Here is a 24,503-nt window from a genome sequence, read left to right on the forward strand (position 1 = left end):
AAGGTCGCAATTCGGAAGCGACGACTCAGGACTCGCCGGACTCCATCTGCACCCACAGCGCTGGCGCGCCGGCAGACTTCTCGATAACGGCAAGGCGAGCGGCGTGAGCCGCCAGTTCATCCTCGCCAGCACGGATGACGCGGGTCCGGACACGTTCAGCAGCGAGCCTGCGAATCGGGCTGGCCTGCTGGCGGCCGGTACCGTCGTTATCGCTCCCCTCGCCCGCCAGCGACAGGTTGGTCTGGCCACCGGTCATCGCCAGGTAGACGTCGGCAAGGATCTCGGCGTCCAGCAATGCGCCGTGCAGGTCGCGGCCGGAGTTGTCTACGTCATATCGCTTGCACAGGGCATCGAGGCTATTGCGCTGGCCCGGATGACGTTCCCGGGCCATCAGCAAGGTGTCGAGTACCGTGCAGTACTCGTTGACGTCGCTGCGGTCGCTTTGACCCAGCAGGGCGAACTCGTTGTTGATGAAGCCGACGTCGAACGCCGCGTTATGGATGATCAGCTCGGCGCCCTTGATGAACTCGAAGAACTCGTCGGCTACATCCTTGAAGCGCGGCTTGCCGACGAGGAACTCATTGGTGATGCCGTGCACTGCGATCGCGCCTTCATCCACCTCACGGTCAGGCTGCAGGTAGACATGGAAATGACGGCCGGTCAGACGGCGTCCCTCCAGTTCGACACAGCCGATCTCGATGACCCGGTGGCCATCGGTGACCGGCATGCCGGTGGTTTCAGTGTCCAGTACGACGTAACGCATCTTCAGAACCCATGAATAATGTTGCCCGCAGCACCGCAGCGGAATTCTATCGAGCGTTCAACTCGCTGACACCCCGGTTGGCCAACTGGTCGGCACGCTCGTTGCCCGAGTGGCCAGTATGGCCGCGCACCCATTGCCAACGCACTTGGTGACGGTTCACCTGCTCGTCCAGCAGTTGCCAGAGGTCAGCGTTCTTGACCGGCTGCTTGGCGGCCGTCTTCCAGCCGCGCTTCTTCCAGTTGGGCATCCACTCAGTGATGCCCTGCATTACATACTGGGAGTCGGTGATCAGCTTCACCTCGCATGAGCGCTTCAGCGCCGCCAGCCCCTGGATAGCCGCCATCAGCTCCATCCGGTTGTTGGTGGTTTCACGTTCACCACCCCATAGCTCCCGCTCGGCGCCCTTGTAGACCAGCAATGCCCCCCATCCACCGGGGCCGGGATTGCCCTTGCAGGCACCGTCGGTGTAAATCTCGACCAGTTCGCTCACTTATGCCTCGTGTTTGGAATCGCACCGGCTGACTTTCGCCACCGGCATCGGCACCAGCTTGCCCATCGGCTCGCGCCGGGCCTGACGCAGCGGACGCAAGCCGACCACCAGCTTACGCGCCACTAATAGATAGAAGCCTGCGCCGAAGCCCTTTCCGGCGGCGCCCCAACGCTCCATTCCAGCCAGTCGGGCTTGCCAGGCGGCTGAAGCGAGCGGCGGACGATAGCACCCGAAGCGGCGTTTCTCCAGCGCAAAGCCCAGCAGGTTGAGCCAGTCGCTTACACGCAGCGGCGAGATGCAGCGGGCCTGACGCAATGCATCGTGGGCGAAGAAATGCCTCACACCCCAGGCGCTCCAGGGATTGACCCCGACGATCACCAGATGCCCGCCCGGTCGCACGCTGCGCGCAGCCTCGCGTAGCAGGCCGTGGGGCGACAGGCAGAAGTCCAGGCCGTGTTGCAGTACCACCACATCGGCGGCATGTTCGCTGAGCGGCCAGGCATTCTCTTCACAGGCTATCTCGACACCTGGCAAAGGCGCCCCCAGATGAACGCTGCGCTGGATCTGTTTTGCGCCCGGCGGCAATTCCGCCCGCGGACCGTAATGCACCAGGTAGCCACCGAAGTATCGCGCCAACTCATCTTCGAGCAGGCGTTGCTCCTCAAACAGCATCATTCCGCCCAACGGACCGGACAGCCAGTCGCGGGCATCTCCTATGAGCTCCAGCCAGTTGGCATCGGCCTGAGCAAATGCTTTCTCGGTCATGGCAATCTCCTGCGTTAGAGCCCTAAGATGCGCCAATGCTTCCCGATTGGCGACACCCGACATGATACAAATCGATGCTCTTCCCGCTTTTTCCGACAATTATCTGTGGTTGCTGCAGGATGACGAAACCCGCCGCTGCGCCGTGGTCGACCCGGGCGACGCCGCGCCTGTGCTCGCCTGGCTGGACGCCCACCCGGGCTGGCAGCTCAGCGACATCCTCGTTACCCATCACCACGCCGACCACATCGGCGGGGTCGCACGGCTGAAGGCAGCCTGCAGCGCCCGAGTCATTGGCCCAGCACGGGAAAACATCCCCGCCCGCGATCAGGCCCTCTCGGATGGTGACCACGTCAAGGTGCTCGGGCTGGACTTCCAGGTACTCGAGGTGCCAGGCCACACCCTGGGTCATATCGCCTACTTTCACGCCGACGCGACCACGCCACTACTTTTCTGCGGCGACACCCTGTTTGCAGCGGGTTGTGGCCGCCTCTTCGAGGGGTCGCCCGAGCAGATGCACCATTCCCTCAGCCGCCTCGCGGCACTGCCCGGCGAAACGCAGGTCTACTGCACCCACGAATACACCTTGAGCAACCTGCGCTTCGCCAAGGCCGTCGAGCCGGGCAACGAGGCGACGGCCAAGCGCTTTACCGATGTGCAGCGCCTGCGCGAGACAGGCGGCATCAGCCTGCCATCATCCATAGCACTGGAACGGGCAACCAACCCGTTCTTGCGAGCTACCGAAACATCCGTTAAACAAATGGCCGACAAGCGGGCTGGCAAGAAAAACCGCACGCCCACCGAGGTTTTTGCGACGTTGCGTGCCTGGAAGGATCAATTCTGAGCTTATCCGGGGAAGATGCCGACTGGTGAAAACTTGACCAGCCTCAGGTCGGTTTCTAGAATCGCCCGACCTTTCCCCCGGATACCCCCCTCAGCCAATGTTGTCTTCGCCGATCCGAATCTTCGACCTGGATGCATTGGCACGAGCCGCACGAGCCCTCGTGGTGGTCTTCGCCGCCATCCTCGCCGGCTGCCAAAGTACGGGGCAGAGGGACGAGGACCAGGGCGTGGATACCGACCCAGCCTTGGCCATGAGCCAACAGCCTCAGTGGCTGGAAGACGCAGCAGAAGAGCGCGAACCCCAGGATATCTGGGAGCGCATGCGCACCGGTTTCAAATTGCAGGATGAGATCGGCGTCAATCCGCGCGTAGAGCGCCAGCGCCTCTCGTTCGTCAGCAATCCGTCCTTCATCGAACGTGCAAGCTCGCGCGGCAGCCTCTATATCCACTATGTCGTGGAGCGGCTGGAAGAGCGCAACATGCCCCTTGAGCTCGCGCTGCTGCCGGTGATCGAAAGCGCATACAACCCCTTTGCCTATTCCCGCGCCCACGCTGTGGGCATCTGGCAATTCATCCCGTCCACCGGCCGCCACTTCAATCTGCGCCAGACGAACTGGTACGACGGCCGTCGTGACATCACCGCCTCCACCAATGCCGCACTCAACTACCTGAGCCGGTTGCACGACATGTTCAATGGCGACTGGCTGCTAGCGCTGGCTGCTTACAACGCAGGTGAAGGCACTGTCAGCCGCGCGATGGAGCGCAACCAGAAGCTGGGCCTGCCTACCGACTACTGGAACCTGCCGTTGCCGCAGGAAACCCAGGACTACGTGCCCAAGCTACTCGCCCTGTCCCAATTGGTGATGGCGCCCGAAGCCTACGGCGTGAACCTCAGCCCCATCGCCAACGAGCCTTACTTCGAAGTGGTCGAGGTCAAGCAGCAGCGTCTTGACCTGTCTCGCGTCGCCGCCATGGTAGACGTCGACGAGGACGAGATGTACCAACTCAACCCGGCCTTCAAGAAGCGCATCACCATGGACGGCCCCCAGCACCTGCTGGTGCCGACGGAAAAGGCTGAACTGCTGACAGCCAACCTGGCAATGATGAAGCCCGTTGAACTGGTGGACTGGCAGAAATACCGCGTACGCAACGGCGACAGTCTGCATGGCATCGCCAACCGCTACCACGTGACCGTCAAGACCCTGAAGGACATCAATGGCCTGTCCGGCAACCGTCTGCGCGTGGGCCAGCAGCTGAGCATTCCGGTCGAGCCGGGCTTCAAGCCTCAACAACCGCTATTCCAGAATGTCGCTAGCAATCAAGCCCCTGCGAAGGCGCAGAGTCACAAGGTAAAGAGCGGCGAAAGCCTGTGGCAGATCGCCAAGCAGTACAAGGTCAACGTCAAAGACCTGAAGCGTTGGAACTCGCTCTCCGGCAACAGCGTCAAGGCCGGCCAGACCCTCGCCCTGCAGGGCAGTGCCACTACCGCCGCCACCCGCAGCAAGAAAGCAAACAGTCGCGAAGCGGTGACCTACTACAAGGTCAAGCGAGGCGATTCACTGTACCTGATCGCCAAGCGTTTCAATGTTGAAATGGAACACCTGCAGCGCTGGAACCCCCGCAGTGGCAGCCTCAAGCCTGGTCAGACGCTTACCCTGTACCTGCGCTAACCCTTCAATACCATCGCTTCCTGGTAGCGCCTCGCCAACTTCGCGAAGCGTTGGAAGACCACGAACCTCTCGTGATTGAGTGCACGCACTGGATATCCCCGCGTAGATCACTTCCGATCCCGTGCTTGCCCGCCAGCAATGGAGCCAGGAAGAACATCCTCCGCCCCAGTCAATCGCGCACTGGTTGCGTTACCAGGTCGTTCAGCGAATAGCTGGCGGACACGCCCATCCAAAGTGTTTCAAGCGTCCGCATCACGTAATTGAACAGGTTCGGCTGCTCAGGCACCGCAGCCAGCGTAAAACCATTTAATCTACGAGCAATTTCCTCCCCCACAACCCGGCGCACTTTAGACAACTGCGCTGATCGTTCAGCACGGCATCATCATGGGTGTCAGGCCGCTACCCTGGCTAAGGCCATTAAGCACCGCTTCCAGTACCTGGTTGATGTCCGCACGCTGCAAAACCAGCCACCAAGCCCCTGCAAGGTCTACCTGCTCGTTGGGCTGCAGCAAGCGCTGCCTGGTGCAGCTCGCGCTGTAAGCGGATCCGTTCGGGATCGGTATGGGGAATCAGGTCACCGAGCCTGCTCGCCCCTAAGGTGGCTGACTGTCAGGTCGATCAGCCTGAGATCGACGAAGCCGATCAATACGATGGCCCGCGAGATGGTCCTGACGGGTTCCTGGGAAGGGTTGCAATACACGTTGTTGGCAACGCGCAGGACCTTGGACGTCAACGTTGCATCAGGGATGCAGGGCGTCAGCCAATTGCTGCACAGATGATTTATCCGTCTGCGCCAACTGGCGAAGATCGTGCACCACTGCGACCTACGTGGGGAGTCTCGCCTGATTGAGGCGCTCGCCCCACGACTGCAAACCATGGAGGCATTCACCCAAGTTGGGCATTCCTGTACATGGGGCTCAAGTCGGGGGCCTGAATGATGGTCACTCCTTGGCGGAGAAGCCCTTTTTCCTGCTTATACAAGCTGTTACTGTACCTTTCAGCCGTCATAGCTGATATCTGACGCATGTGACGAACGAAACAATTCTGCAGGCCCTTGCGATCGCCCGAGGCCCATTGCCGCGAGGCCAGCGCCCAAATGCCCGACAAGTTAGCCATGGATCGGACACTCGCCTGATGCGTCGTCTCCTCACCCTGCTCATCGGCCTCCTGGCGCAGCCCTGTTTCGCCACCATTGTCGAAAGCCACGGCTACGCCCAATTCGGCTCGCTCAAGTACCCTGCCAACTTCAGCCACTTCAGCTGGGTCAATCCCGACGCGCCGAAAAAAGGTACGTTACGCGTCATGGCGTTCGGGACTTTCGATACGCTCAACCCCTATACCTTCAAGGGCACAAGCCCAGTCGCAACGCCCAACTTCGCCCAATACGGCGTAACGGAGCTCAACGAGCCGCTCATGGTCGGTACAGGGCAATACGACCCGTCAGGCGACGAGCCTGCGTCCAGCTACGGCTTGATTGCCCAGAGCGTCGAATACAGCGAGGACCGCAGTTGGGTGGTTTTCAATCTGCGCGAAGAGGCCCGCTTTCATGATGGCCAGCCAATCACCGCCTACGACGTGGCGTTCTCGTACCGCACGCTGGTCAAGGACGGTCACCCCCAGTACCGCACTAGCCTCAAGGAAGTGAAGCGGGTCGATATCCTCAACCGTCACCGCATCCGCTTCGTCCTCAAGCGCGCTGGCAACCCGCTGCTGATCCTGCGCCTCGGCGAGTTGCCGGTGTTGCCGCAGCATTACTGGAAAGGTCGGGACTTCAAACGCACCAGCTATGAGCCCCCCTTGGGCAGCGGCCCGTATCGGCTCACCGAGGTCAGGCCTGGCCGCGGGCTGGTGTTCGAGCGCGTCAAGGACTGGTGGGGCGAAAAGCTTCCAGTTAACAGGGGCAAGTACAACTTCGACCGCGTGGAGGTGGAGTTCTATCGCGACAGCAATGTCGCGTTCGAGGCCTTCAAGGCGGGAGAATTCGACTTCTATATCGAACACCAGGCGAAAAACTGGGCTAACGGCTATCGGTTCCCAGCGATCGCCCGAGGTGACGTGATCCGCGCGGAAATCCCCCACCAGATTCCCACGCAGACGCAAGCGCTGTTCATGAACTCACGCCGCGCCGCATTTCACGACCGGAGGGTCCGCGAGGCCATGGGGCTCATGTTCGACTTCGAGTGGACCAATCGCACGCTGTTCAACAATGCCTATATCCGTGCCGCCAGCTACTACCCGAACAGCGAATTCCACGCCGCCGGAAAGCCGGAGGGCCATGAGTGGCTGTTGCTTTCGCCGTATCGCAAGCAACTTCCGGAGGCCTTGTTCAAGCAGCCGTTCAATGTCCCGACCACGGAAGGCCGTGGCATCCCGCGGGAAACCTTGCGCCGCGCTCTGGGTCTGTTGGGAGACGCAGGCTGGAAGCTCTCGGGCCAACGCCTGCTGAACGCCAATGGACAACCACTGCGCTTCGAGATTTTGCTGGTCAATCCGAACCTTGAACGTATCCTCCAACCGTATCGCGAGAACCTGGCCAGCATCGGCATCGACGTCAGCCTGCGCACCGTCGATCGCGCCCAGTACAAGCAGCGTCTGGACCAATTCGACTACGACATGATTCTGATGACGCTGCCTCAATCCTTGAGCCCTGGCCTGGAGCAAACACTTTACTTCCACTCCAGCCAGGTCGACGTGAAGGGAAGCAAGAACTATGCAGGGGTCGCCAACCCGGTAGTCGACGCAATGATCGACAAGCTGCTCGGCGCCCAGAACCGCGACGAGCAGGTGGCAGCCGCGCGGGCGTTGGACCGCGTCCTGCTCTGGGAGCATTACAGCATTCCCAACTGGTACATCAACTATCACCGCCTGGCGTACCGTAACCGGTTCGCCTTCGTCGCCACGCCGCCCTATACCCTGGGCCTGCGCGCCTGGTGGCTGAAGCCTTCGGAGAACGCCCGATGAACATGACGCTGCGCAACCGCTGCCTGAAAGGCTTTGGCGCCCTGCTCCTGGCCTTCGCCGGCCTAGCAGCCGCCGAGCCCAAGCATGCGATAACACTGTATGACGAGCCTGCCAAGTATCCACCAAACTTCACCCATTTCTCCTGGGTCAACCCGGATGCTCCCAAGGGCGGCGGACTACGCCTGGCAGGTCTCAACGGTTTCGACAGCCTCAACCCTTTCATCCCCAAGGGCAATTCAGCAGACCAGTTGGGGCTGATCTACGACAGCCTGACCTTCCACTCGCCTGACGAGCCCTTCACCGAATATGGCCTGCTCGCCGAACAGATCGAGAAAGCGCCGGACAACAGCTTCGTGCGCTTCTATCTGAACCCCAAGGCACGCTTTCACGACGGCAAACCAGTCACGGCCGAAGACGTGGTCTTCACATTCAATATCCTGACCGAAAAGGGCGATCCGATGTATCGCCACTACTATGCCGATGTCTCCAAAGTGGTGGCAGAGGACAGCCAGCGGGTCCGCTTCGACTTCAAGCATCCGGGCAACCGGGAACTGCCGCTAATCCTCGGTCAGCTCCAGATCCTGCCCAAGCATTGGTGGGAAACGCGCGACTTCGGCAAGACCAGCCTGGAACCGCCTCTGGGTAGCGGCCCCTACCGCATCGCCAAGGTGGATGCCGGCCGTTCGATCCGCTACGAGCGAGTCAAGGACTGGTGGGCCAAGGACCTGCCTGTCGTACGTGGCTACTACAACTTCGACGTCATCACGGTCGACTACTACCGCGACATGTCCGTCGCCTTGGAAGCCTTCAAGGCCGGGCAATTCGACTTCAACCTGGAATACTCCGCCAAGGATTGGGCCACGGGTTACGACAGCCCGGCCCTGCGCGCCGGCAAGATCATCAAGGAAAGCATCACCAACCATAACCCCACAGGCATGCAGGGCTTCGCCTTCAACATCCGTCGCCCCGTCTTCCAGGATCGTCGCGTGCGCGAGGCCATCGCGCTGCTATTCGACTTCGAGTGGGCCAACAAGCAACTCTTCTACAGTTCCTACAAACGCACCGGTAGCTATTTCGAAAACTCCGAGATGGCGGCACACCAACTGCCAGATGCCGCTGAGCTGAAGATCCTCGAGCCGCTGCGCGGGCAGGTTCCGGACGAAGTCTTCACCCAGGTCTTCACCCCGCCGGTCAGCGACGGTAGCGGCATCATCCGCGAGCAGAAGCGCCGCGCCTACCAACTGCTCACCGAAGCGGGCTTCAAGATCGAGAACGACAAGATGGTCGGCCCGGATGGCAAGCCGCTGACATTCGAGTTCCTCATCGCCCAGGCTAACCTCGAACGCGTGATCCTGCCGTTCAAACGCAACCTGGCTGAACTCGGCATCGACTTGCAAATCCGTCGCGTCGATGTTTCGCAATACATCAACCGGCTCCGCTCCCGCGACTTCGATATGGTCCCGGCCACTTGGGGTCAATCCAACTCGCCAGGCAACGAGCAGATGGAGTTCTGGCATTCGCGCAGTGCAGACAGCGCTGGCAGCCGCAACTTCATCGGCCTGCGTGACCCGGCCATCGACAAGCTGGTCGAGGGTCTGATCCGCTCCGACTCCCGACAAAGCCTGATCGAACATGCCCGCGCTCTCGATCGAGTACTGCTCTGGGGTCACTATGTGGTGCCCAATTATTACGTCGACACCTGGCGCGTCGCCTACTGGAACCACTTCCAGCGCCCTGGATCCACGCCGCTCTACGACTACGGTTTATTCACCTGGTGGGTAAAGCCGGGCATGGAAACTGCTAGCCAGTCCGGGCAGAACCAACCTGAGCCGGATTCCCAGTAAATGCTCGCCTACATACTGCGTCGATTGCTGCTGATCATTCCCACGCTGTTCGGCATCCTGCTGATCAACTTCCTCATCATCCAGGCCGCTCCCGGTGGTCCGGTCGAACAGATGATTGCCAAGCTCGAGGGCTTCGACTCCGCTGCAGGAGGCGCCACCGGGCGCATCTCCGGTGGCGGTGCCGAAGTAGCGGTGGCGGGTTCCAACTACCGCGGCGCCCAAGGCCTTGACCCTGAGCTGGTCGCCGAGATCGAGAAGATGTACGGCTTCGACAAGCCGGCGCCGGAACGCTTTTGGCTGATGATCAAGAACTATCTGCACCTGGATTTCGGCACCAGTTTCTTCCGCGATGCCAGGGTCACCGACCTGATCCTGGAAAAGCTGCCAGTGTCCATATCATTGGGGCTCTGGAGCACCCTGATCATGTATCTGGTGTCCATTCCGATGGGCATCGCCAAGGCAGTTCGCCACGGCAGCGCGTTCGACGTCTGGACCAGCTCCGCCATCATCGTCGGCTACGCGATCCCCGCCTTCCTGTTCGCCATCCTGCTCATCGTGCTCTTTGCCGGTGGCAGCTACTTCGACTGGTTCCCTCTGCGCGGGCTTACCTCGAACAACTTCGACGAACTCAGCCTGGGCGGGAAGATCCTGGACTACTTCTGGCACCTGGCCCTGCCGGTCACAGCTCTGGTGATCGGTAACTTCGCCACCCTTACTCTGCTGACCAAGAACAGCTTCCTGGACGAGATCAACAAGCAGTACGTGGTGACCGCCCGCGCCAAGGGTCTCTCGGAGCACCGGGTCCTTTACGGTCACGTATTCCGCAACGCCATGCTACTGATCATCGCCGGGTTCCCTTCAGCATTCATCGGCATCTTTTTCACAGGCTCGCTGCTGATCGAAGTGATCTTCTCCCTCGACGGCCTGGGCCTGCTCAGCTTCGAATCCGCCTTGAACCGCGACTATCCGGTGGTCTTCGGCACCCTGTTCATCTTCACCTTACTGGGACTGATCGTGAAACTGATCGGCGACCTGACCTACACCCTGGTCGATCCTCGCATCGACTTCGAAAGCCGGGAGGGTTGAGCATGGAACTCTCCCCCATCAACCGCCGCCGCTTTCAGCGCTTCAAAGCCAACAAGCGCGGCTGGTGGTCGCTCTGGTTGTTTCTGGCCTTGTTCATCCTCAGCCTCGGCGCAGAGCTGATCGCCAACGACAAGCCACTGGCAGTCAGCTACGACGGTCAGCTCTACTTTCCGATTCTCAAGCGATACCCGGAAACCACCTTCGGCGGCGAGTTTCCTCTGGAAGCCAACTACAAGACGCCATACATCCGCGACTTGATCGAGTCCAAGGGCGGCAGCATGATCTGGCCCCCTATCCCATACAGCTACGAAACCATCAACTACGAACTCAAGGTTCCGGCTCCCGCACCGCCCTCCGCCGACAACTGGCTGGGCACTGACGACCAAGGCCGCGATGTGATGGCGCGGGTGATCTACGGCTTCCGCGTCTCGGTGCTATTTGCCCTGACCCTGACTCTGCTCAGCTCGGTCATTGGCGTAATTGCCGGGGCGCTGCAGGGTTTCTATGGCGGCTGGGTCGATCTGGTTGGCCAGCGGTTCCTGGAGATCTGGTCAGGGCTGCCAGTGCTCTACTTGCTGATCATCCTGGCCAGCTTCGTCCAGCCCAACTTCTGGTGGTTGCTGGGCATCATGCTGCTGTTCTCCTGGATGAGTCTGGTGGATGTGGTACGCGCTGAGTTCCTTCGTGGTCGCAACCTGGAATACGTCCGCGCAGCCCGGGCATTGGGCATGCAGAATGGCGCCATCATGTTCCGTCATATCCTGCCCAACGCCATGGTCTCCACCATGACCTTCATGCCATTCATCCTCACCGGTGCCATTGGCACCCTGACCGCGCTGGATTTCCTCGGATTCGGCCTGCCTCCTGGAGCGCCCTCGCTGGGCGAACTGGTCGCTCAGGGCAAATCCAACCTGCAGGCCCCATGGCTGGGCATCTCCGCCTTCCTGGTACTGGCACTGATGCTAACCCTTCTGGTGTTCATCGGCGAAGCCGCGCGTGACGCCTTCGACCCGAGGAAGTGAGATGAGCGACAACCTGATTGAAATCCGCGACCTGGCCGTCGAATTCACTGCAGGCGACCAAATCCAGCGCGCAGTCGAGGACGTAAGCTTCGATATCCGCAAGGGTGAAACATTGGCCCTGGTGGGCGAGAGTGGCTCGGGCAAGTCGGTCACTGCCCACTCCATCCTGCGCCTGCTGCCCTACCCCCTCGCTCGCCACCCGAGCGGGAGCATCATCTATGAGGGCAAGGACCTGCTCAAGCTGCCTGAAGCCAAATTGCGCAGCATCCGCGGCAACCGGATCGCCATGGTCTTCCAGGAGCCGATGACCTCGCTCAACCCCCTGCACAGCATCGAGAAGCAGATCAACGAAGTACTCGGCCTGCACAAAGGCCTCACCGGCAAGGCAGCCACCAAGCGCACGCTGGAACTGCTGGAGATGGTTGGCATACCGGAGCCACACAAGCGGCTGAAAGCCTTCCCGCATGAGCTGTCAGGCGGCCAGCGGCAGCGAGTGATGATTGCCATGGCGCTCGCCAACGAGCCGGAGCTGCTGATCGCCGACGAGCCCACCACTGCGCTGGACGTTACCGTTCAGCTGAAGATCCTCGAACTGCTCAAGGAATTGCAGGCGCGCCTGGGCATGGCCCTGCTGCTGATCAGCCACGACCTGAACCTCGTTCGGCGAATCGCGCATCGCGTATGTGTGATGCAGCGCGGTCGCATTGTCGAACAGGCGTCGTGCGATGAGCTGTTCCACGCACCACAGCACCCCTACACCCGGGAACTGCTTGGCGCAGAACCGTCCGGCCGCCCAGCAGACACCCCACCTGGGCCTCCATTGCTGGAAGTCGATGACCTTCGCGTGTGGTTCCCGATCAAGAAAGGGCTGTTGCGACGCACCGTAGACCATGTGAAAGCCGTGGATGGCGTCAATTTCAGCCTGCTCCAAGGGCAAACCCTCGGCATCGTAGGCGAAAGCGGTTCCGGCAAATCCACGTTGGGTCTGGCGATCCTTCGACTGCTCGGCAGCCGGGGAGCGATCCGCTTCCAGGGACAGTCCCTGGACGGCCTGACACAGAAAGAGGTGCGCCCATTCAGGCGCCAGATGCAGGTGGTTTTCCAAGACCCCTTCGGCAGCCTAAGCCCACGGATGTGCGTTGGCCAGATTGTCGGCGAGGGTTTGAACATCCACCAGATGGGCACTGAAGCGGAGCAGGAGCAGGCCATCATCGACGCACTCCTGGAGGTAGGGTTGGACCCGGAAACCCGACACCGCTACCCCCATGAGTTTTCCGGCGGGCAGCGGCAGCGGATTGCCATTGCCCGTGCATTGGTGCTGAAACCAGCCCTGATCCTGCTCGACGAGCCGACCTCAGCACTCGACCGAACGGTCCAGCGCCAGGTGGTGGAATTGCTGCGGACTTTGCAGAAGAAATACGACCTGACCTACCTGTTCATCAGCCATGACCTGGCCGTTGTCAGGGCGCTGAGTCATCAGCTGATGGTGATCAAGCAGGGACAGGTGGTCGAACAGGGTCCAGCCGATGCCATCTTCGCCGCCCCGCAGCACACCTATACGCAGCAATTGCTCGAAGCCGCCTACCTGGCTCCGGGTACTGCCCGTTAACAACAATAGGATGAATGCAAATGGGTTTTCTCGCCGGTAAGCGTGTACTGATCGTTGGCGTCGCCAGCAAACTCTCCATTGCGTCGGGCATCGCTGCCGCGATGCACCGCGAAGGTGCCGAACTCGCCTTCACCTACCAGAACGACAAACTGAAAGGCCGTGTAGAGGAATTCGCCGAAGGCTGGGGCTCCAATGCGGAGTTGTGCTTCCCTTGCGACGTAGCCGAGGACGACCAGATCAAGGCCGTGTTCGAGGCTCTAAGCAAGAAATGGGACGGTCTCGACATCATCGTCCACTCCGTTGGCTTCGCCCCAGGCGACCAACTCGATGGCGACTTCACTGAAGTCACCACTCGTGAAGGCTTCCGTATCGCCCACGACATCAGCGCCTACAGTTTCGTGGCGCTGGCCAAGGCCGGCCGTGAAATGATGAGGGGCCGCAACAGCAGCCTGCTGACCCTGTCCTACCTGGGCGCTGAGCGCACCATGCCGAACTACAACGTCATGGGCATGGCCAAGGCTAGCCTGGAAGCTGGCGTCCGCTACCTCGCCGGGAGCCTCGGCCCGGAAGGCACCCGTGTCAACGCCATCTCCGCCGGCCCGATCCGCACCCTGGCAGCCTCAGGCATCAAAAGCTTCCGCAAGATGCTCGCAGCCAACGAGAAGCAAACGCCCTTGCGTCGCAATGTCACTATCGAAGAAGTCGGCAACGCCGGCGCCTTCCTCTGCTCCGACCTTGCCTCCGGCATCAGTGGTGAGATCCTCTATGTCGACGGAGGCTTCAATACCACCGCGATGGGCAATATTGAAGACTGATGGGCAAAGAAAAGGCCGCATAATGCGGCCTTTCCGTTCCATCTTTCGGATTAGAAGCGCTCGACTTCTGCCTTAGCTTCCAGTTGACGGCGGTAGGCTGCGAAATCCTGCTGACCACTACGCGAAGCCAGGAAGCGGCTGTACATCGCCTTCTCCTCGTCCGACAACTTGGCCTCAGGCTGATTGACGCCATTCAGGCGAATCAGCACATAGTTGCCATTGCCGAGCGCGACGCCCGTGAACTCAGGCTTGTCCGCAGCTGCAGGCTTGGGCATGCGGAACAGCGCTTGCAGCAACACGGGTTCGACACCCTCCTGACTGCGAGTAGCGGCTTCTACCACCTTCCAGGCCTGCCCTTCCTGAGCTTGGGAAACCGGTGTCTTGCCTTCACGCAGACTTGCCATCAGGGTCTCGCCCTTGCTCTTTGCCGCTTCGCTGGCTTTCTGCTGCACCAGGTGCTGGCGAATGCTATCACTGACCTTTTCCAGCGGCAGTTGCTCAGGCTTTTTATGCTCCTTGACGCGCAGGACCACAACTGTTTCTGGATCCAGTTCGATGGCGGAGCTGTTGGCTCCATCCTCTAGAACCTCGGGACTGAAGGCAGCCTGCAGGACCTGACGATTGGCTGTCAGCCCTTCGCCGCCCTCACGACCAAAGGGGGCGCTGGTTTTCACCGCAAGACCCAACTCCTGGGCCGGCTGAGCCAGATCGGAAGCCTCAAAAGCTGCGTCCTCAAGCTCCTTGCTGACTTCAACAAAACGCTGTTCAACCTGCTGCGCCTTGCTATCCCGCTCCAGCTTGTCCTTCAGACTGGCGAAGGTCGGGATCTCAGGTGCTTGCACACCGAGCAGCTTGATCAGGTGCCAACCGTACTGTGTGCGGACCGGGGCGGACACGTCGCCTTGTTTGAGGCTGTAAAGTGACTCTTCAAAAGGCGCCTCATAGACACCAGGACCTGCGAAGCCGAGGTCACCACCATTGGAAGCGGAACCCGGGTCATCAGAGAACTCCTTGGCCAGAGCGGCAAAGTCCTCACCCTTGTCCAGGCGTTGCTTGATCTGCTCGATCTTGGCCTTGGCCTGCTCGTCATTCAGCTTGTCGTTGACTTCAACCAGAATGTGGGCAGCCTGACGCTGTTCGGCGAGGTTGCTGATCTCCTTCTGGTACTGAGCCTGAAGATCCTCCTCCTTGGCCTCGACCTGATCGAAGAAGGAATCCTTCTTCAACTCAACGTACTCGATGACAACCTGCTCAGGGCTCATGAATTGGTCAACATGGCCGTCATAATAGGCCTTGAGCTCCTCGTCAGAGACTTTGACCATTGCCGGGTCTGCCTTCAGAGTCAGGGTTGCGAAGTCACGCGTCTGCTTCTCCAATCGGGCAAACGCCTCAACCTCAGCATCGGTTACAAAGCCGCTGCCAGCCATGCCGGCACGAAGTTGGCCGATAAGCATCTCTTGCTCGAGCATCTCGCGGAATTGCAGACGGTTGTAGTTCATCTGGCGGATGACCTGATCGAAACGATCAGCGTTGAACTTGCCGTCAACCTGGAATTCCGGTGTCTGCAGGATGAGTTGATCAACAGCACTTTGAGAGAAGGCGAAGTCAGCCGATTGAGCGCCCTGCAGCAGCAGTTTGCGCTCTATCAGCCCTTTGAGAGCTGCCTCACGCAGCAATTTCTCATCAAGCAGCGAGGCATCGAAATCCTTACCTAGTTGTTGTTGCAACTGACGACGCTGAAGATTCACCGCCTCGCTCAGCTGATCCAGGCTGATCTCCTCGCCATTGACCTCGGCAGCATTCTGGCGGTTGCTGGTAGCGTTGAAGATCGCATCGAAGCCAGTCAATGCGAGCAGCACGATGATGACGCCGATAATGGTTTTGGCAATCCACCCCTGTGAATTGTCCCTGATGTTCTGCAGCATGCATCCCCCAGAAGCGGCCGAACGGATTGTGCAGCCGTGTAACGCGGGTAGTGTCCAAATATGAGAAAGGCGCATCCGAGGATGCGCCTTCTCGTAGTTTGCGGAGCCTTGGGGGTATCCCCCTCCTGCAACTGACGGATCATCCTCCGTCGCTGCTTATTAGCCTCCGCTACGGGCAGAGCCCGAAAGACGCTTAGTTTACGGCGTCTTTCAGAGCTTTGCCTGCCTTGAAGCCTGGGATCTTGGCAGCATCGATTTTGATCGGCTTGCCAGTCTGCGGGTTACGGCCGGTACGAGCAGCGCGCTCTTTGACAGCAAAAGTACCAAAACCAACCAGCACCACGGAGTCACCAGCCTTCAGAGCGCCAGTGACGGATTCGATTACTGCGTCCAGCGCGCGGCCGGCAACAGCTTTCGGGATATCAGCAGATGCGGCGATAGCATCAATCAGTTCCGACTTGTTCACTCTTAAGTCCCCTTATTTCTGTTGAGTTGTTTCTTAATTGTTTGGCGTAAGCAAAGCGGGTGCTGGACGGCCCGCTAACACATAAGAGCCGCTTTATAACAAGGGCCTGAAAAATGTGTCAAGGAAGCCCCCCGGCTAATGCGTGCTGATTCGCTCCTTGGAATCAGTCTCGCGCTTGTCATCCTTTGCAACCATCTCCGGAGCCGCATCGGGCAAGGGCTCCGGGGCGTATTGCAGCGCAATTTGCAGGACTTCGTCAATCCATTTAACGGGTTTAATGGCGAGGTCTTGCTTGATATTTTCGGGAATTTCTTTCAAATCCCGCACATTCTCTTCGGGAATGATCACCGTCTTGATTCCACCACGATGTGCGGCCAGTAACTTCTCTTTAAGGCCACCAATCGCCAGCACCTGGCCCCGCAGCGTAATTTCGCCGGTCATTGCAACATCCGCCCGCACAGGAATCTGAGTCATCGCAGAAACCAGCGCCGTGCACATCCCAATACCTGCGCTCGGGCCGTCCTTGGGAGTAGCGCCCTCGGGCATATGGATGTGAATGTCGCGCTTTTCGTGAAAATCAGCAGGTATTCCCAGACTTTTCGCACGGCTGCGGACAACTGTCAGAGCCGCTGTGATCGACTCGGCCATGACATCGCCCAGAGAACCAGTCTTGGTCAGCTGCCCTTTTCCGGGAACGACGGCCGCTTCAATCGTCAGCAACTCGCCACCCACCTGAGTCCAGGCAAGGCCGGTAACCTGGCCAATCTGGTCCTGCTGCTCAGCGAGACCATAGCGATACTTACGCACGCCGAGGAAGTGCTCAAGAGATTCAGCAGTAACCTGCACCTGGAAACGCTTCTCCCGGGCATGCTCTTTCACCGCCTTGCGGCATACCTTGGCAAGCTGACGCTCCAGGCTACGCACGCCGGCCTCACGGGTGTAGTAACGAATGATGTCGCGTATCGCCGCTTCATCGAACTCCACCTCGCCCTTCTTCAGTCCATTGGCCTTGGTCTGCTTGGGCGCCAGGTACTTGACCGCGATATTGACTTTCTCATCTTCCGTGTAACCCGGCAGCCGAATCACCTCCATGCGGTCCAGCAGGGGAGCTGGAATATTCATGGAGTTGGCGGTGCAGAGGAACATCACATCCGATAAGTCGTAGTCGACCTCTAGATAATGGTCGTTGAAGTTATGGTTCTGTTCGGGGTCGAGCACTTCCAGCAGAGCCGATGCTGGATCACCACGCATATCGCTGCCCATCTTGTCGATCTCGTCAAGGAGGAACAGCGGATTGCGCACACCAACTTTGGTCATCTTCTGGATCAGGCGACCCGGCATCGAACCGATATAGGTACGGCGATGGCCACGGATTTCAGCCTCGTCCCGCACACCGCCAAGCGCCATACGCACGAATTTCCGATTGGTTGCCCGCGCAATGGATTCGGCCAACGAAGTCTTGCCGACGCCGGGCGGACCAACAAGGCAAAGGACCGGGCCCTTGACCTTTTTCACACGCTTCTGGACAGCGAGGTACTCAAGGATACGTTCCTTGACCTCTTCCAGCCCGTAATGATCTGCATCGAGAATGTCTTCGGCCTTGGCCAGGTCGAGACGGACTTTGCTCTCCGCCTTCCACGGCACATTGACCAACCAGTCGATGTACGAGCGCACAACCGTCGCTTCGGCAGACATCGGCGACATCTGCTTGAGCTTGTTGAGCTCGGCAATGGCCTTGGCCATGGCCTCTTTGGTCAGGCCTGCATTATCGATCCGTTTTTTCAGCTCCTCGACTTCGTTATGGCCTTCGTCGATATCGCCCAGCTCTTTCTGAATGGCCTTCATCTGCTCATTCAGGTAGTACTCCCGCTGGCTGCGCTCCATCTGCTTCTTGACGCGACCACGGATACGTTTCTCGACCTGCAGCAGATCGATTTCTGCATCCAACAGAGCCAGAACGTGCTCAACACGCTCAGAGAGCTCAGTCAGCTCTAGAATCTCTTGCTTTTGCTCGATCTTCAGCGCCATGTGGGCCGCCATGGTATCAACCAGGCGACCAGGCTCATCAATGCTGTTCAGCGAAGAAAGGACCTCGGAAGGCACCTTCTTGCCCAGTTGGACATACTGCTCAAACTGACTGAGCAGGCTGCGAATGAACACTTCAGACTCGCGTTCGCCAGCATCAACTTCGTCGATCAGGCTGACTTCTGCGCGGCAATGGCCATCGACCTCGATGAATCGATCGATGGCACCACGTTGCTCGCCCTCGACCAGGACCTTGACGGTGCCATCGGGCAATTTCAGGAGTTGCAGCACAGTCGCCACGGTACCCATGCGATACAGGGCATCTTCGCCTGGATCGTCATCAGCCGGATTCCGCTGTGCCACCAGAAGAATCTGTTTGTCCCCGGTCATCGCGGCTTCCAGCGCCTCGATCGACTTCTCACGCCCCACGAACAGAGGGATGACCATATGCGGATAAACCACAACATCACGCAATGGCAGGAGAGGTAATTCGACGGTTGTCTTCATGGTATCAGCTCTACGGCGGCCCTCGGGCCGTAAACAGATGGGAGAACCCTTGGCCCTAAGATGGGGTTAGGACCAAGAAAAAACAAGCATTGCGGCAGGAAATACAAAGGGGCCCGTAGGCCCCTTCGTTCCATCAAGCGTCTGGCGCCGCCTTGGCAGGCTGCTCGTTGTTCTCGTAAATCAATAATGGCTTGGAAGAGCCCTCAATCACGCTCTCATCAATAACCACTTTGCTTACTTCTGTTTGCGAGGGAATTTCGTACATGGTGTCGAGCAGAATGCCCTCAAGAATTGAGCGCAGACCACGCGCACCCGTCTTGCGCTCAAGCGCACGATGGGCTACGGCCTTCAGCGCATCTGGACGGAACTCCAGATCCACACCCTCCATCTCGAACAGCTTGGCGTACTGCTTGGTCAGCGCATTCTTGGGCTCAGTGAGAATCTGCATCAGGGCAGCTTCATCAAGCTCGTCCAAAGTCGCGATGACCGGTAGCCGGCCAACGAATTCCGGAATCAGGCCGAACTTGACCAGGTCTTCCGGCTCGACTTCGCGCAAGGCTTCGCCAACTTTCTTGCCAAGGTCCTTACTGCGGACTTCGGCGTTGAAACCAATGCCGCCCCGGGTGGAACGATTCTGGATGACCTTTTCCAGGCCAGCGAACGCCCCACCACAGATGAACAGGATGTTGCGAGTGTCGACTTGAAGGAATTCCTGCTGAGGGTGCTTGCGCCCGCCTTGCGGAGGGACAGAAGCCACAGTGCCTTCGATCAGCTTCAGCAGTGCCTGCTGCACGCCCTCTCCCGACACGTCTCGAGTAATCGAGGGGTTGTCGGACTTACGGGAAATCTTGTCGATCTCGTCGATGTAGACGATACCCATCTGGGCCTTTTCGACATCGTAGTCGCACTTCTGCAGGAGCTTTTGAATGATGTTCTCGACATCTTCGCCGACATAACCCGCTTCGGTCAGCGTGGTAGCGTCAGCGATGGTGAACGGGACATTGAGCAGCCGAGCGAGCGTCTCAGCAAGCAACGTTTTACCGGAGCCGGTAGGTCCGATCAGCAAAATGTTGCTCTTGCCCAGTTCGACGTCATCTTTCTTGTCGCGCTGATTGAGACGCTTGTAGTGGTTGTACACCGCTACCGCCAGCACCTTCTTTGCACGCTCCTGGCCAATGACGTATTGATCAAGGATGGTACGGATTTCTTTGGGCGCAGGTAGCTTGTGCGCGCTGCTTTCTGCCTGGGCCTCTTGCACCTCCTCGCGGATGATGTCGTTGCACAGGTCCACGCACTCGTCGCAGATAAAGACCGAGGGGCCGGCAATCAGTTTGCGTACTTCGTGCTGGCTTTTGCCGCAGAAGGAGCAATAAAGCAGCTTGCCGTTGTCCTCGCCATTGCGGGTGTCAGTCATTCGATCGATCCAATCGGGTAGGCATGAAACACAAGATGAAGGCAAATGCGGGCATTTTCAACCCCGCGAAGCGGCCGGATATTTCCGGCCGCGGCATTGCGGAAGGACTTAGCCGGCCAACTGGCGCTTGCTGAGAACCTGGTCGATGAGCCCGTACTTGACGGCGTCGTCGCCACTCATGAAGTTGTCACGGTCCGTGTCGCGGGCAATGACGTCGATCGGCTGGCCAGTATGGTCGGCCAGAATCTTGTTCAAGCGCTCGCGGATAGTGAGAATTTCACGGGCATGGATCTCGATATCCGAGGCCTGCCCCTGGAATCCGCCCAACGGCTGATGAATCATCATCCGCGAGTGCGGTAGACAGTAACGCTTGCCGGCAGCACCACCAGCGAGCAACAACGCCCCCATGCTGCAAGCCTGACCGATACAGATGGTCGAGACATCAGGCTTGATGAACTGCATGGTGTCGTAGATCGACATACCAGCCGTCACCGAGCCACCGGGTGAATTGATATAGAGATGGATGTCCTTGTCTGGGTTCTCGGCCTCGAGGAATAGGAGCTGCGCGACGACCAAGTTGGCCATGAAGTCCTCCACGGGTCCAACCAGGAAGATCACACGCTCCTTCAACAGGCGCGAATAGATGTCGTAGGCGCGCTCGCCACGGGCAGACTGCTCAATGACCATCGGCACCAGGCCGCCGGCAGCTTGGATGTCAGGCATTTGCTGCATATAAGAATTGCGGGACATGTCCTGCGATCACTCCCTAATTAAATAGTCATGTCTCAAAGACGCATAAGCCAGCTCGAGGCTGGCTTATGGTGTATTCGAACGAGGTGGAACAATCAGTCGGCTACTGGAGCTTCCGCCGGCTTGACTGCATCTTCGTAGGAAACCGCTTTGTCGGTTACGTTGGCCTTCTGCAGGACAGTATCTACAACTTGTTCTTCCAGCACAACCGAACGAACCTCGTTCAGCTGCTGGTCGTTCTTGTAGTACCAGGCCACGACTTGTTCCGGCTCCTGATAAGCCGACGCCATTTCTTCGATCAGCTCACGCACACGAGCTTCGTCAGGCTTCAGCTCGAACTGCTTGACGACTTCAGCCACGATCAGACCCAGCACGACGCGGCGCTTGGCCTGCTCTTCGAACAGTTCAGCTGGCAGTTGTTCAGGATTGATGTTGCCACCAAACTGCTGAACGGCCTGAACGCGCAGACGGTTCACTTCGTTACCGATCAGAGCCTTGGGTACTTCGACCGGGTTGGCAGCCAGCAGGCCGTCCATTACCTGGTTCTTGACCTTGGACTTGATAGCCTGACGCAGCTCGCGCTCCATGTTCTTGCGAACCTCGGCACGGAAACCATCCAGACCGCCTTCCTTGATACCGAACAGAGTGAAGAACTCATCGTTCAGCTCAGGAAGCTGCGGCGCAGATACGCTGTTCACGGTAACGGTGAACTCAGCGGTCTTGCCGGCTAGATCCAGGTTCTGGTAGTCAGCCGGGAAGGTCGGATTGATCACGCGCTCTTCACCAGCCTTGACGCCAACCAAGGCATCTTCAAAGCCCGGAATCATGCGGCCGGAGCCCAGCACCAGCAGGGTGCCCTTGGCGGAGCCACCAGCGAAGGCTTCGCCATCGATCTTACCGACGAAGTCGATGTTCAACTGGTCGCCATTCTCGGCGGCACGTTCAACACCTTCGAAACGGGTGTTCTGCTTGCGCAGGATATCCAGCATGTTGTCGACATCAGCATCCCCAACTTCAGCCTGCAGGCGCTCGATGGCGATGCCGTCAAAGCCAGCAACCTGGAATTCGGGGAACACTTCGAAGATGGCCACGTACTCCAGGTCCTTGCCCTTCTCGAACACTTTCGGCTCGACGGCAGGCTGGCCAGCCGGATTCAGCTTCTGCTCGACGACCGCCTCATAGAAGGAAGACTGGATCAGGTCACCCAGGACTTCCTGACGAGCGGAGTCCTCGAAGCGCTGACGAATCACGCTCATCGGTACCTTACCCGGACGGAAACCGGCAACCTTGGCGCGACGGGCAGTCTGCTGCAGGCGCTTGGTCACTTCGTTCTCGACGCGCTCGGCCGGCACGCCGATGGTCATGCGGCGCTCAAGAGCGGAGGTGCTTTCTACAGAAACTTGCATGGATATTCCTCGTTGCACAGACGTTAGCCGGCCGTTCCGGCCCCAGAATCAAGGGCATGCATTCTAGTGGGTCGAAATGAAGAAGTCACCCAGCAGAAACAGCCGGCAAAACGAAGAGATAAGAATATGAGAAAGGTGGTGCGGACGGAGAGACTCGAACTCTCACGCCTTGCGGCGCTGGAACCTAAATCCAGTGTGTCTACCAATTCCACCACGTCCGCGGAGGCAACGCTTGAAACGAAAGCGCCAGGCTCTAGGCCTGGCGCTTTCTCGAATATGGGGTGGACGATGGGAATCGAACCCACGACACCAGGAGCCACAATCCTGTGCTCTACCAACTGAGCTACGCCCACCATATTGCGTTTGCTTGCGCCTAAGCTGCCAAATGGCACGCCCGGCAGGACTCGAACCTGCGACCATCCGCTTAGAAGGCGGATGCTCTATCCAGCTGAGCTACGGGCGCTTAAATCTGCAGGCAGACTATAAAGCATCGGCTTCGAAAGAATCAGGAGATTCAGTCTTGCCGTCTTACCCAGCGACTGGCTGTGCTCGACAAGCGGGGCGCATGTTATCGACACACCTACACCCCGTCAACAGAAAATTTAAAAAAAATCAGAAAGATAAAGGAGTTACGGGAAAATGCTGACCAGCCGCCTTTGCCCGCAGGGCCCGCCATGCGAGAATAAGCGCCCTTTTTAGGCCTTCCCGATGGTTAATCTAGCGTCATGACCGCACAACTGATCGACGGCAAAACGATCGCCGCCCGCCTCCGCCAGCAGATAGCCCAACGCGTCATTGAGCGCCGCCAGCAAGGTCTGCGCATCCCCGGACTCGCGGTAATCCTGGTTGGCAGCGATCCCGCCTCGCAAGTCTACGTTGCCCACAAGCGCAAGGATTGCGAGGAAGTCGGCTTTCTGTCCCAAGCCCATGATCTCCCGGCCAGCACCGACCAAGCAGAACTCCTCGCACTGATCGGCCGACTCAATGAGGACCCCGCCATCGACGGCATCCTCGTGCAGCTTCCGCTGCCCGAGCATCTTGATGCTTCGCAATTGCTGGAGCACATTCGCCCCGACAAAGATGTCGACGGCTTTCATCCTTATAACGTTGGCCGACTCGCCCAGCGCATACCGCTGCTGCGCCCATGCACCCCCAAGGGCATCATGACCCTCCTGGAAAGCACCGGCGCGAACCTTTATGGAATGAACGCCGTGGTGGTGGGTGCATCGAACATCGTTGGCCGCCCAATGGCTCTGGAACTGCTTCTGGCAGGCTGTACCGTAACCGTCACCCACCGCTTCACCAAGGACCTGGCCGGCCACGTGGCCAATGCTGACCTTGTGGTAGTGGCCGTAGGAAAGCCCGGCCTGGTCAAAGGCGAATGGATCAAGCCTGGCGCGATTGTCATTGATGTCGGCATCAACCGCCAGGAAGATGGCAAACTGGTTGGCGACGTGGAGTACGACATCGCCGAGCAGCGTGCAGGGTGGATTACCCCGGTTCCAGGCGGTGTTGGCCCAATGACCCGCGCCTGCCTGCTAGAAAACACCCTCTACGCAGCCGAAACGCTCCACGCCTGACGGGACAAGCGCCACAAAATGGCCGCTGGATGCGGCCTTTTTCGTGGTGCCGACGGATTACCGGGCAAGGCGGCTTTGATCTTCTTGAAGCCGGGGCCACTGCCCTGGCAGGCGCAGAAGATCCGCTTATCACCGTGATTCGATTCTTTATGCCCTCTGCACAGACCAACGCAAGCAGTTGAGAATGTCGCACCAATCGTGCAAACGGCGGCACGGCGCGACCCCGGCGACACAGCGCGATAGACGATCGAGTTATGCCGGGATTGTCCGAAGCATAAGCGGGGCTCTTCGTCCTGGACCCTAGGCTGGAGAGGCCGTTTTTGTTTGGCTCTGTCGGCGTTAGCTGTTGCTAGCCATCAAAGGTCGGGCTGAGAGCCCTGTAGGAGCAAGGGGGACGCCGAGTTCTTGCTCGCGAAATGCGCCCGTTCGCCAGCAAGCTGAACTGGTCAAGTAATTCTGGACACCAGTTAAGGCTTCACGCCGCCAGCCTTTCCATCGCAACTGGCGACCGATACCCGTTATAGCTATGGAGCCTGGCGGTGTTGTAGCGCGTGACGTAGCGCTG

Annotated in this window: 20 protein-coding genes, 3 tRNA genes and 1 pseudogene; 9 read left to right on the plus strand and 15 right to left on the minus strand. The window is 59.1% G+C overall.

Annotated features, from left to right (window positions below; translation table 11 throughout):
- Positions 1-25: 25 nt before the first annotated feature.
- The 3 genes from dnaQ to J7302_RS10950 are packed head-to-tail and all read right to left on the minus strand — an operon-like array spanning position 26 to position 2,018.
- Positions 26-763 carry a DNA polymerase III subunit epsilon gene (gene dnaQ / locus J7302_RS10940; protein ID WP_215373780.1) on the minus strand — a complete coding sequence of 246 codons (738 nt, stop codon included), beginning with the start codon at positions 761-763 and terminating at the stop codon, positions 26-28.
- Between the two features lie 46 nt (positions 764-809).
- The gene (rnhA, locus tag J7302_RS10945; RefSeq protein ID WP_215373782.1) at positions 810-1,253 is read right to left on the minus strand and encodes a ribonuclease HI; all 444 of its coding nucleotides are present in this window, start codon (positions 1,251-1,253) and stop codon (positions 810-812) included.
- A complete protein-coding gene (locus J7302_RS10950) occupies positions 1,254-2,018 on the minus strand; it encodes a methyltransferase domain-containing protein (protein ID WP_215373785.1) in 765 nt (254 codons plus the stop codon).
- Positions 2,019-2,079: 61 nt separating this feature from the next.
- On the opposite strand from J7302_RS10950, the gene gloB reads away from it, so the two are divergent.
- Complete coding sequence (gene gloB / locus J7302_RS10955; protein WP_215373787.1) at positions 2,080-2,859, plus strand: hydroxyacylglutathione hydrolase; 780 nt, start codon at positions 2,080-2,082, stop codon at positions 2,857-2,859.
- A 97-nt stretch (positions 2,860-2,956) separates the two neighbouring features.
- Positions 2,957-4,528 (plus strand): LysM peptidoglycan-binding domain-containing protein, encoded by a 1,572-nt coding sequence (locus J7302_RS10960; RefSeq protein WP_215373789.1) that lies wholly within the window; start codon positions 2,957-2,959, stop codon positions 4,526-4,528.
- A 169-nt stretch (positions 4,529-4,697) separates the two neighbouring features.
- Here the strand turns inward: J7302_RS10960 and J7302_RS10965 are convergent, their stop codons facing one another.
- The 3 genes and pseudogenes from J7302_RS10965 to J7302_RS26470 all read right to left on the minus strand — a co-directional run.
- Complete coding sequence (locus J7302_RS10965; RefSeq protein ID WP_215373792.1) at positions 4,698-4,883, minus strand: hypothetical protein; 186 nt, start codon at positions 4,881-4,883, stop codon at positions 4,698-4,700.
- A gap of 13 nt (positions 4,884-4,896) precedes the next feature.
- Positions 4,897-5,040, minus strand: coding sequence for a hypothetical protein (locus tag J7302_RS10970; protein ID WP_215373794.1), 144 nt, complete (start codon positions 5,038-5,040; stop codon positions 4,897-4,899).
- A 77-nt stretch (positions 5,041-5,117) separates the two neighbouring features.
- Positions 5,118-5,346: pseudogene (locus J7302_RS26470) on the minus strand (HDOD domain-containing protein); the annotation flags it as partial.
- Between the two features lie 316 nt (positions 5,347-5,662).
- On the opposite strand from J7302_RS26470, the gene J7302_RS10980 reads away from it, so the two are divergent.
- From J7302_RS10980 to fabI, 6 genes are read left to right on the plus strand one after another with little or no spacing between them, the layout of a single operon-like run.
- The gene (locus J7302_RS10980; RefSeq protein ID WP_215373796.1) at positions 5,663-7,489 is read left to right on the plus strand and encodes an extracellular solute-binding protein; all 1,827 of its coding nucleotides are present in this window, start codon (positions 5,663-5,665) and stop codon (positions 7,487-7,489) included.
- Positions 7,490-7,491: 2 nt separating this feature from the next.
- Entirely contained in the window at positions 7,492-9,333 is a 1,842-nt protein-coding gene (locus J7302_RS10985; protein ID WP_394359086.1) for an extracellular solute-binding protein, read from the plus strand.
- On the plus strand, positions 9,334-10,419 hold the full coding sequence (locus tag J7302_RS10990; protein WP_215373801.1) for a microcin C ABC transporter permease YejB: 1,086 nt from the start codon (positions 9,334-9,336) through the stop codon (positions 10,417-10,419).
- A 2-nt stretch (positions 10,420-10,421) separates the two neighbouring features.
- Positions 10,422-11,441, plus strand: coding sequence for an ABC transporter permease (locus J7302_RS10995; protein ID WP_215373803.1), 1,020 nt, complete (start codon positions 10,422-10,424; stop codon positions 11,439-11,441).
- 1 nt (position 11,442) lies between these two features.
- Entirely contained in the window at positions 11,443-13,050 is a 1,608-nt protein-coding gene (locus tag J7302_RS11000) for an ABC transporter ATP-binding protein (RefSeq protein WP_215373806.1), read from the plus strand.
- A gap of 20 nt (positions 13,051-13,070) precedes the next feature.
- A complete protein-coding gene (fabI, locus tag J7302_RS11005; protein WP_215373808.1) occupies positions 13,071-13,865 on the plus strand; it encodes an enoyl-ACP reductase FabI in 795 nt (264 codons plus the stop codon).
- Between the two features lie 50 nt (positions 13,866-13,915).
- On the opposite strand, the gene J7302_RS11010 is transcribed toward fabI, so the two are convergent.
- The 9 genes from J7302_RS11010 to J7302_RS11050 all read right to left on the minus strand — a co-directional run bounded on the left by J7302_RS11010 (position 13,916) and on the right by J7302_RS11050 (position 22,821).
- The gene (locus tag J7302_RS11010; RefSeq protein ID WP_215373810.1) at positions 13,916-15,790 is read right to left on the minus strand and encodes a SurA N-terminal domain-containing protein; all 1,875 of its coding nucleotides are present in this window, start codon (positions 15,788-15,790) and stop codon (positions 13,916-13,918) included.
- A 193-nt stretch (positions 15,791-15,983) separates the two neighbouring features.
- Positions 15,984-16,256, minus strand: a complete 273-nt coding sequence (locus tag J7302_RS11015; protein WP_004422505.1) for an HU family DNA-binding protein — start codon at positions 16,254-16,256, stop codon at positions 15,984-15,986.
- Positions 16,257-16,391: 135 nt separating this feature from the next.
- Entirely contained in the window at positions 16,392-18,788 is a 2,397-nt protein-coding gene (gene lon, locus J7302_RS11020; protein WP_215373812.1) for an endopeptidase La, read from the minus strand.
- A gap of 133 nt (positions 18,789-18,921) precedes the next feature.
- Entirely contained in the window at positions 18,922-20,202 is a 1,281-nt protein-coding gene (gene clpX / locus J7302_RS11025) for an ATP-dependent Clp protease ATP-binding subunit ClpX (protein WP_215373814.1), read from the minus strand.
- A gap of 108 nt (positions 20,203-20,310) precedes the next feature.
- Entirely contained in the window at positions 20,311-20,952 is a 642-nt protein-coding gene (gene clpP, locus J7302_RS11030; protein WP_215373816.1) for an ATP-dependent Clp endopeptidase proteolytic subunit ClpP, read from the minus strand.
- Positions 20,953-21,047: 95 nt separating this feature from the next.
- The gene (gene tig / locus J7302_RS11035) at positions 21,048-22,358 is read right to left on the minus strand and encodes a trigger factor (protein WP_215373818.1); all 1,311 of its coding nucleotides are present in this window, start codon (positions 22,356-22,358) and stop codon (positions 21,048-21,050) included.
- A 136-nt stretch (positions 22,359-22,494) separates the two neighbouring features.
- Positions 22,495-22,579, minus strand: a tRNA-Leu gene (locus tag J7302_RS11040).
- 56 nt (positions 22,580-22,635) lie between these two features.
- Positions 22,636-22,711, minus strand: a tRNA-His gene (locus J7302_RS11045).
- Between the two features lie 33 nt (positions 22,712-22,744).
- A tRNA-Arg gene (locus J7302_RS11050) sits at positions 22,745-22,821 on the minus strand.
- Between the two features lie 262 nt (positions 22,822-23,083).
- Here J7302_RS11050 and folD point away from each other — a divergent pair.
- A complete protein-coding gene (gene folD, locus J7302_RS11055) occupies positions 23,084-23,938 on the plus strand; it encodes a bifunctional methylenetetrahydrofolate dehydrogenase/methenyltetrahydrofolate cyclohydrolase FolD (RefSeq protein ID WP_215373821.1) in 855 nt (284 codons plus the stop codon).
- Positions 23,939-24,503: the final 565 nt, after the last annotated feature.

The sequence above is a fragment of the Metapseudomonas boanensis genome (genome assembly GCF_018704125.1).
Taxonomy (GTDB): domain Bacteria; phylum Pseudomonadota; class Gammaproteobacteria; order Pseudomonadales; family Pseudomonadaceae; genus Metapseudomonas; species Metapseudomonas boanensis.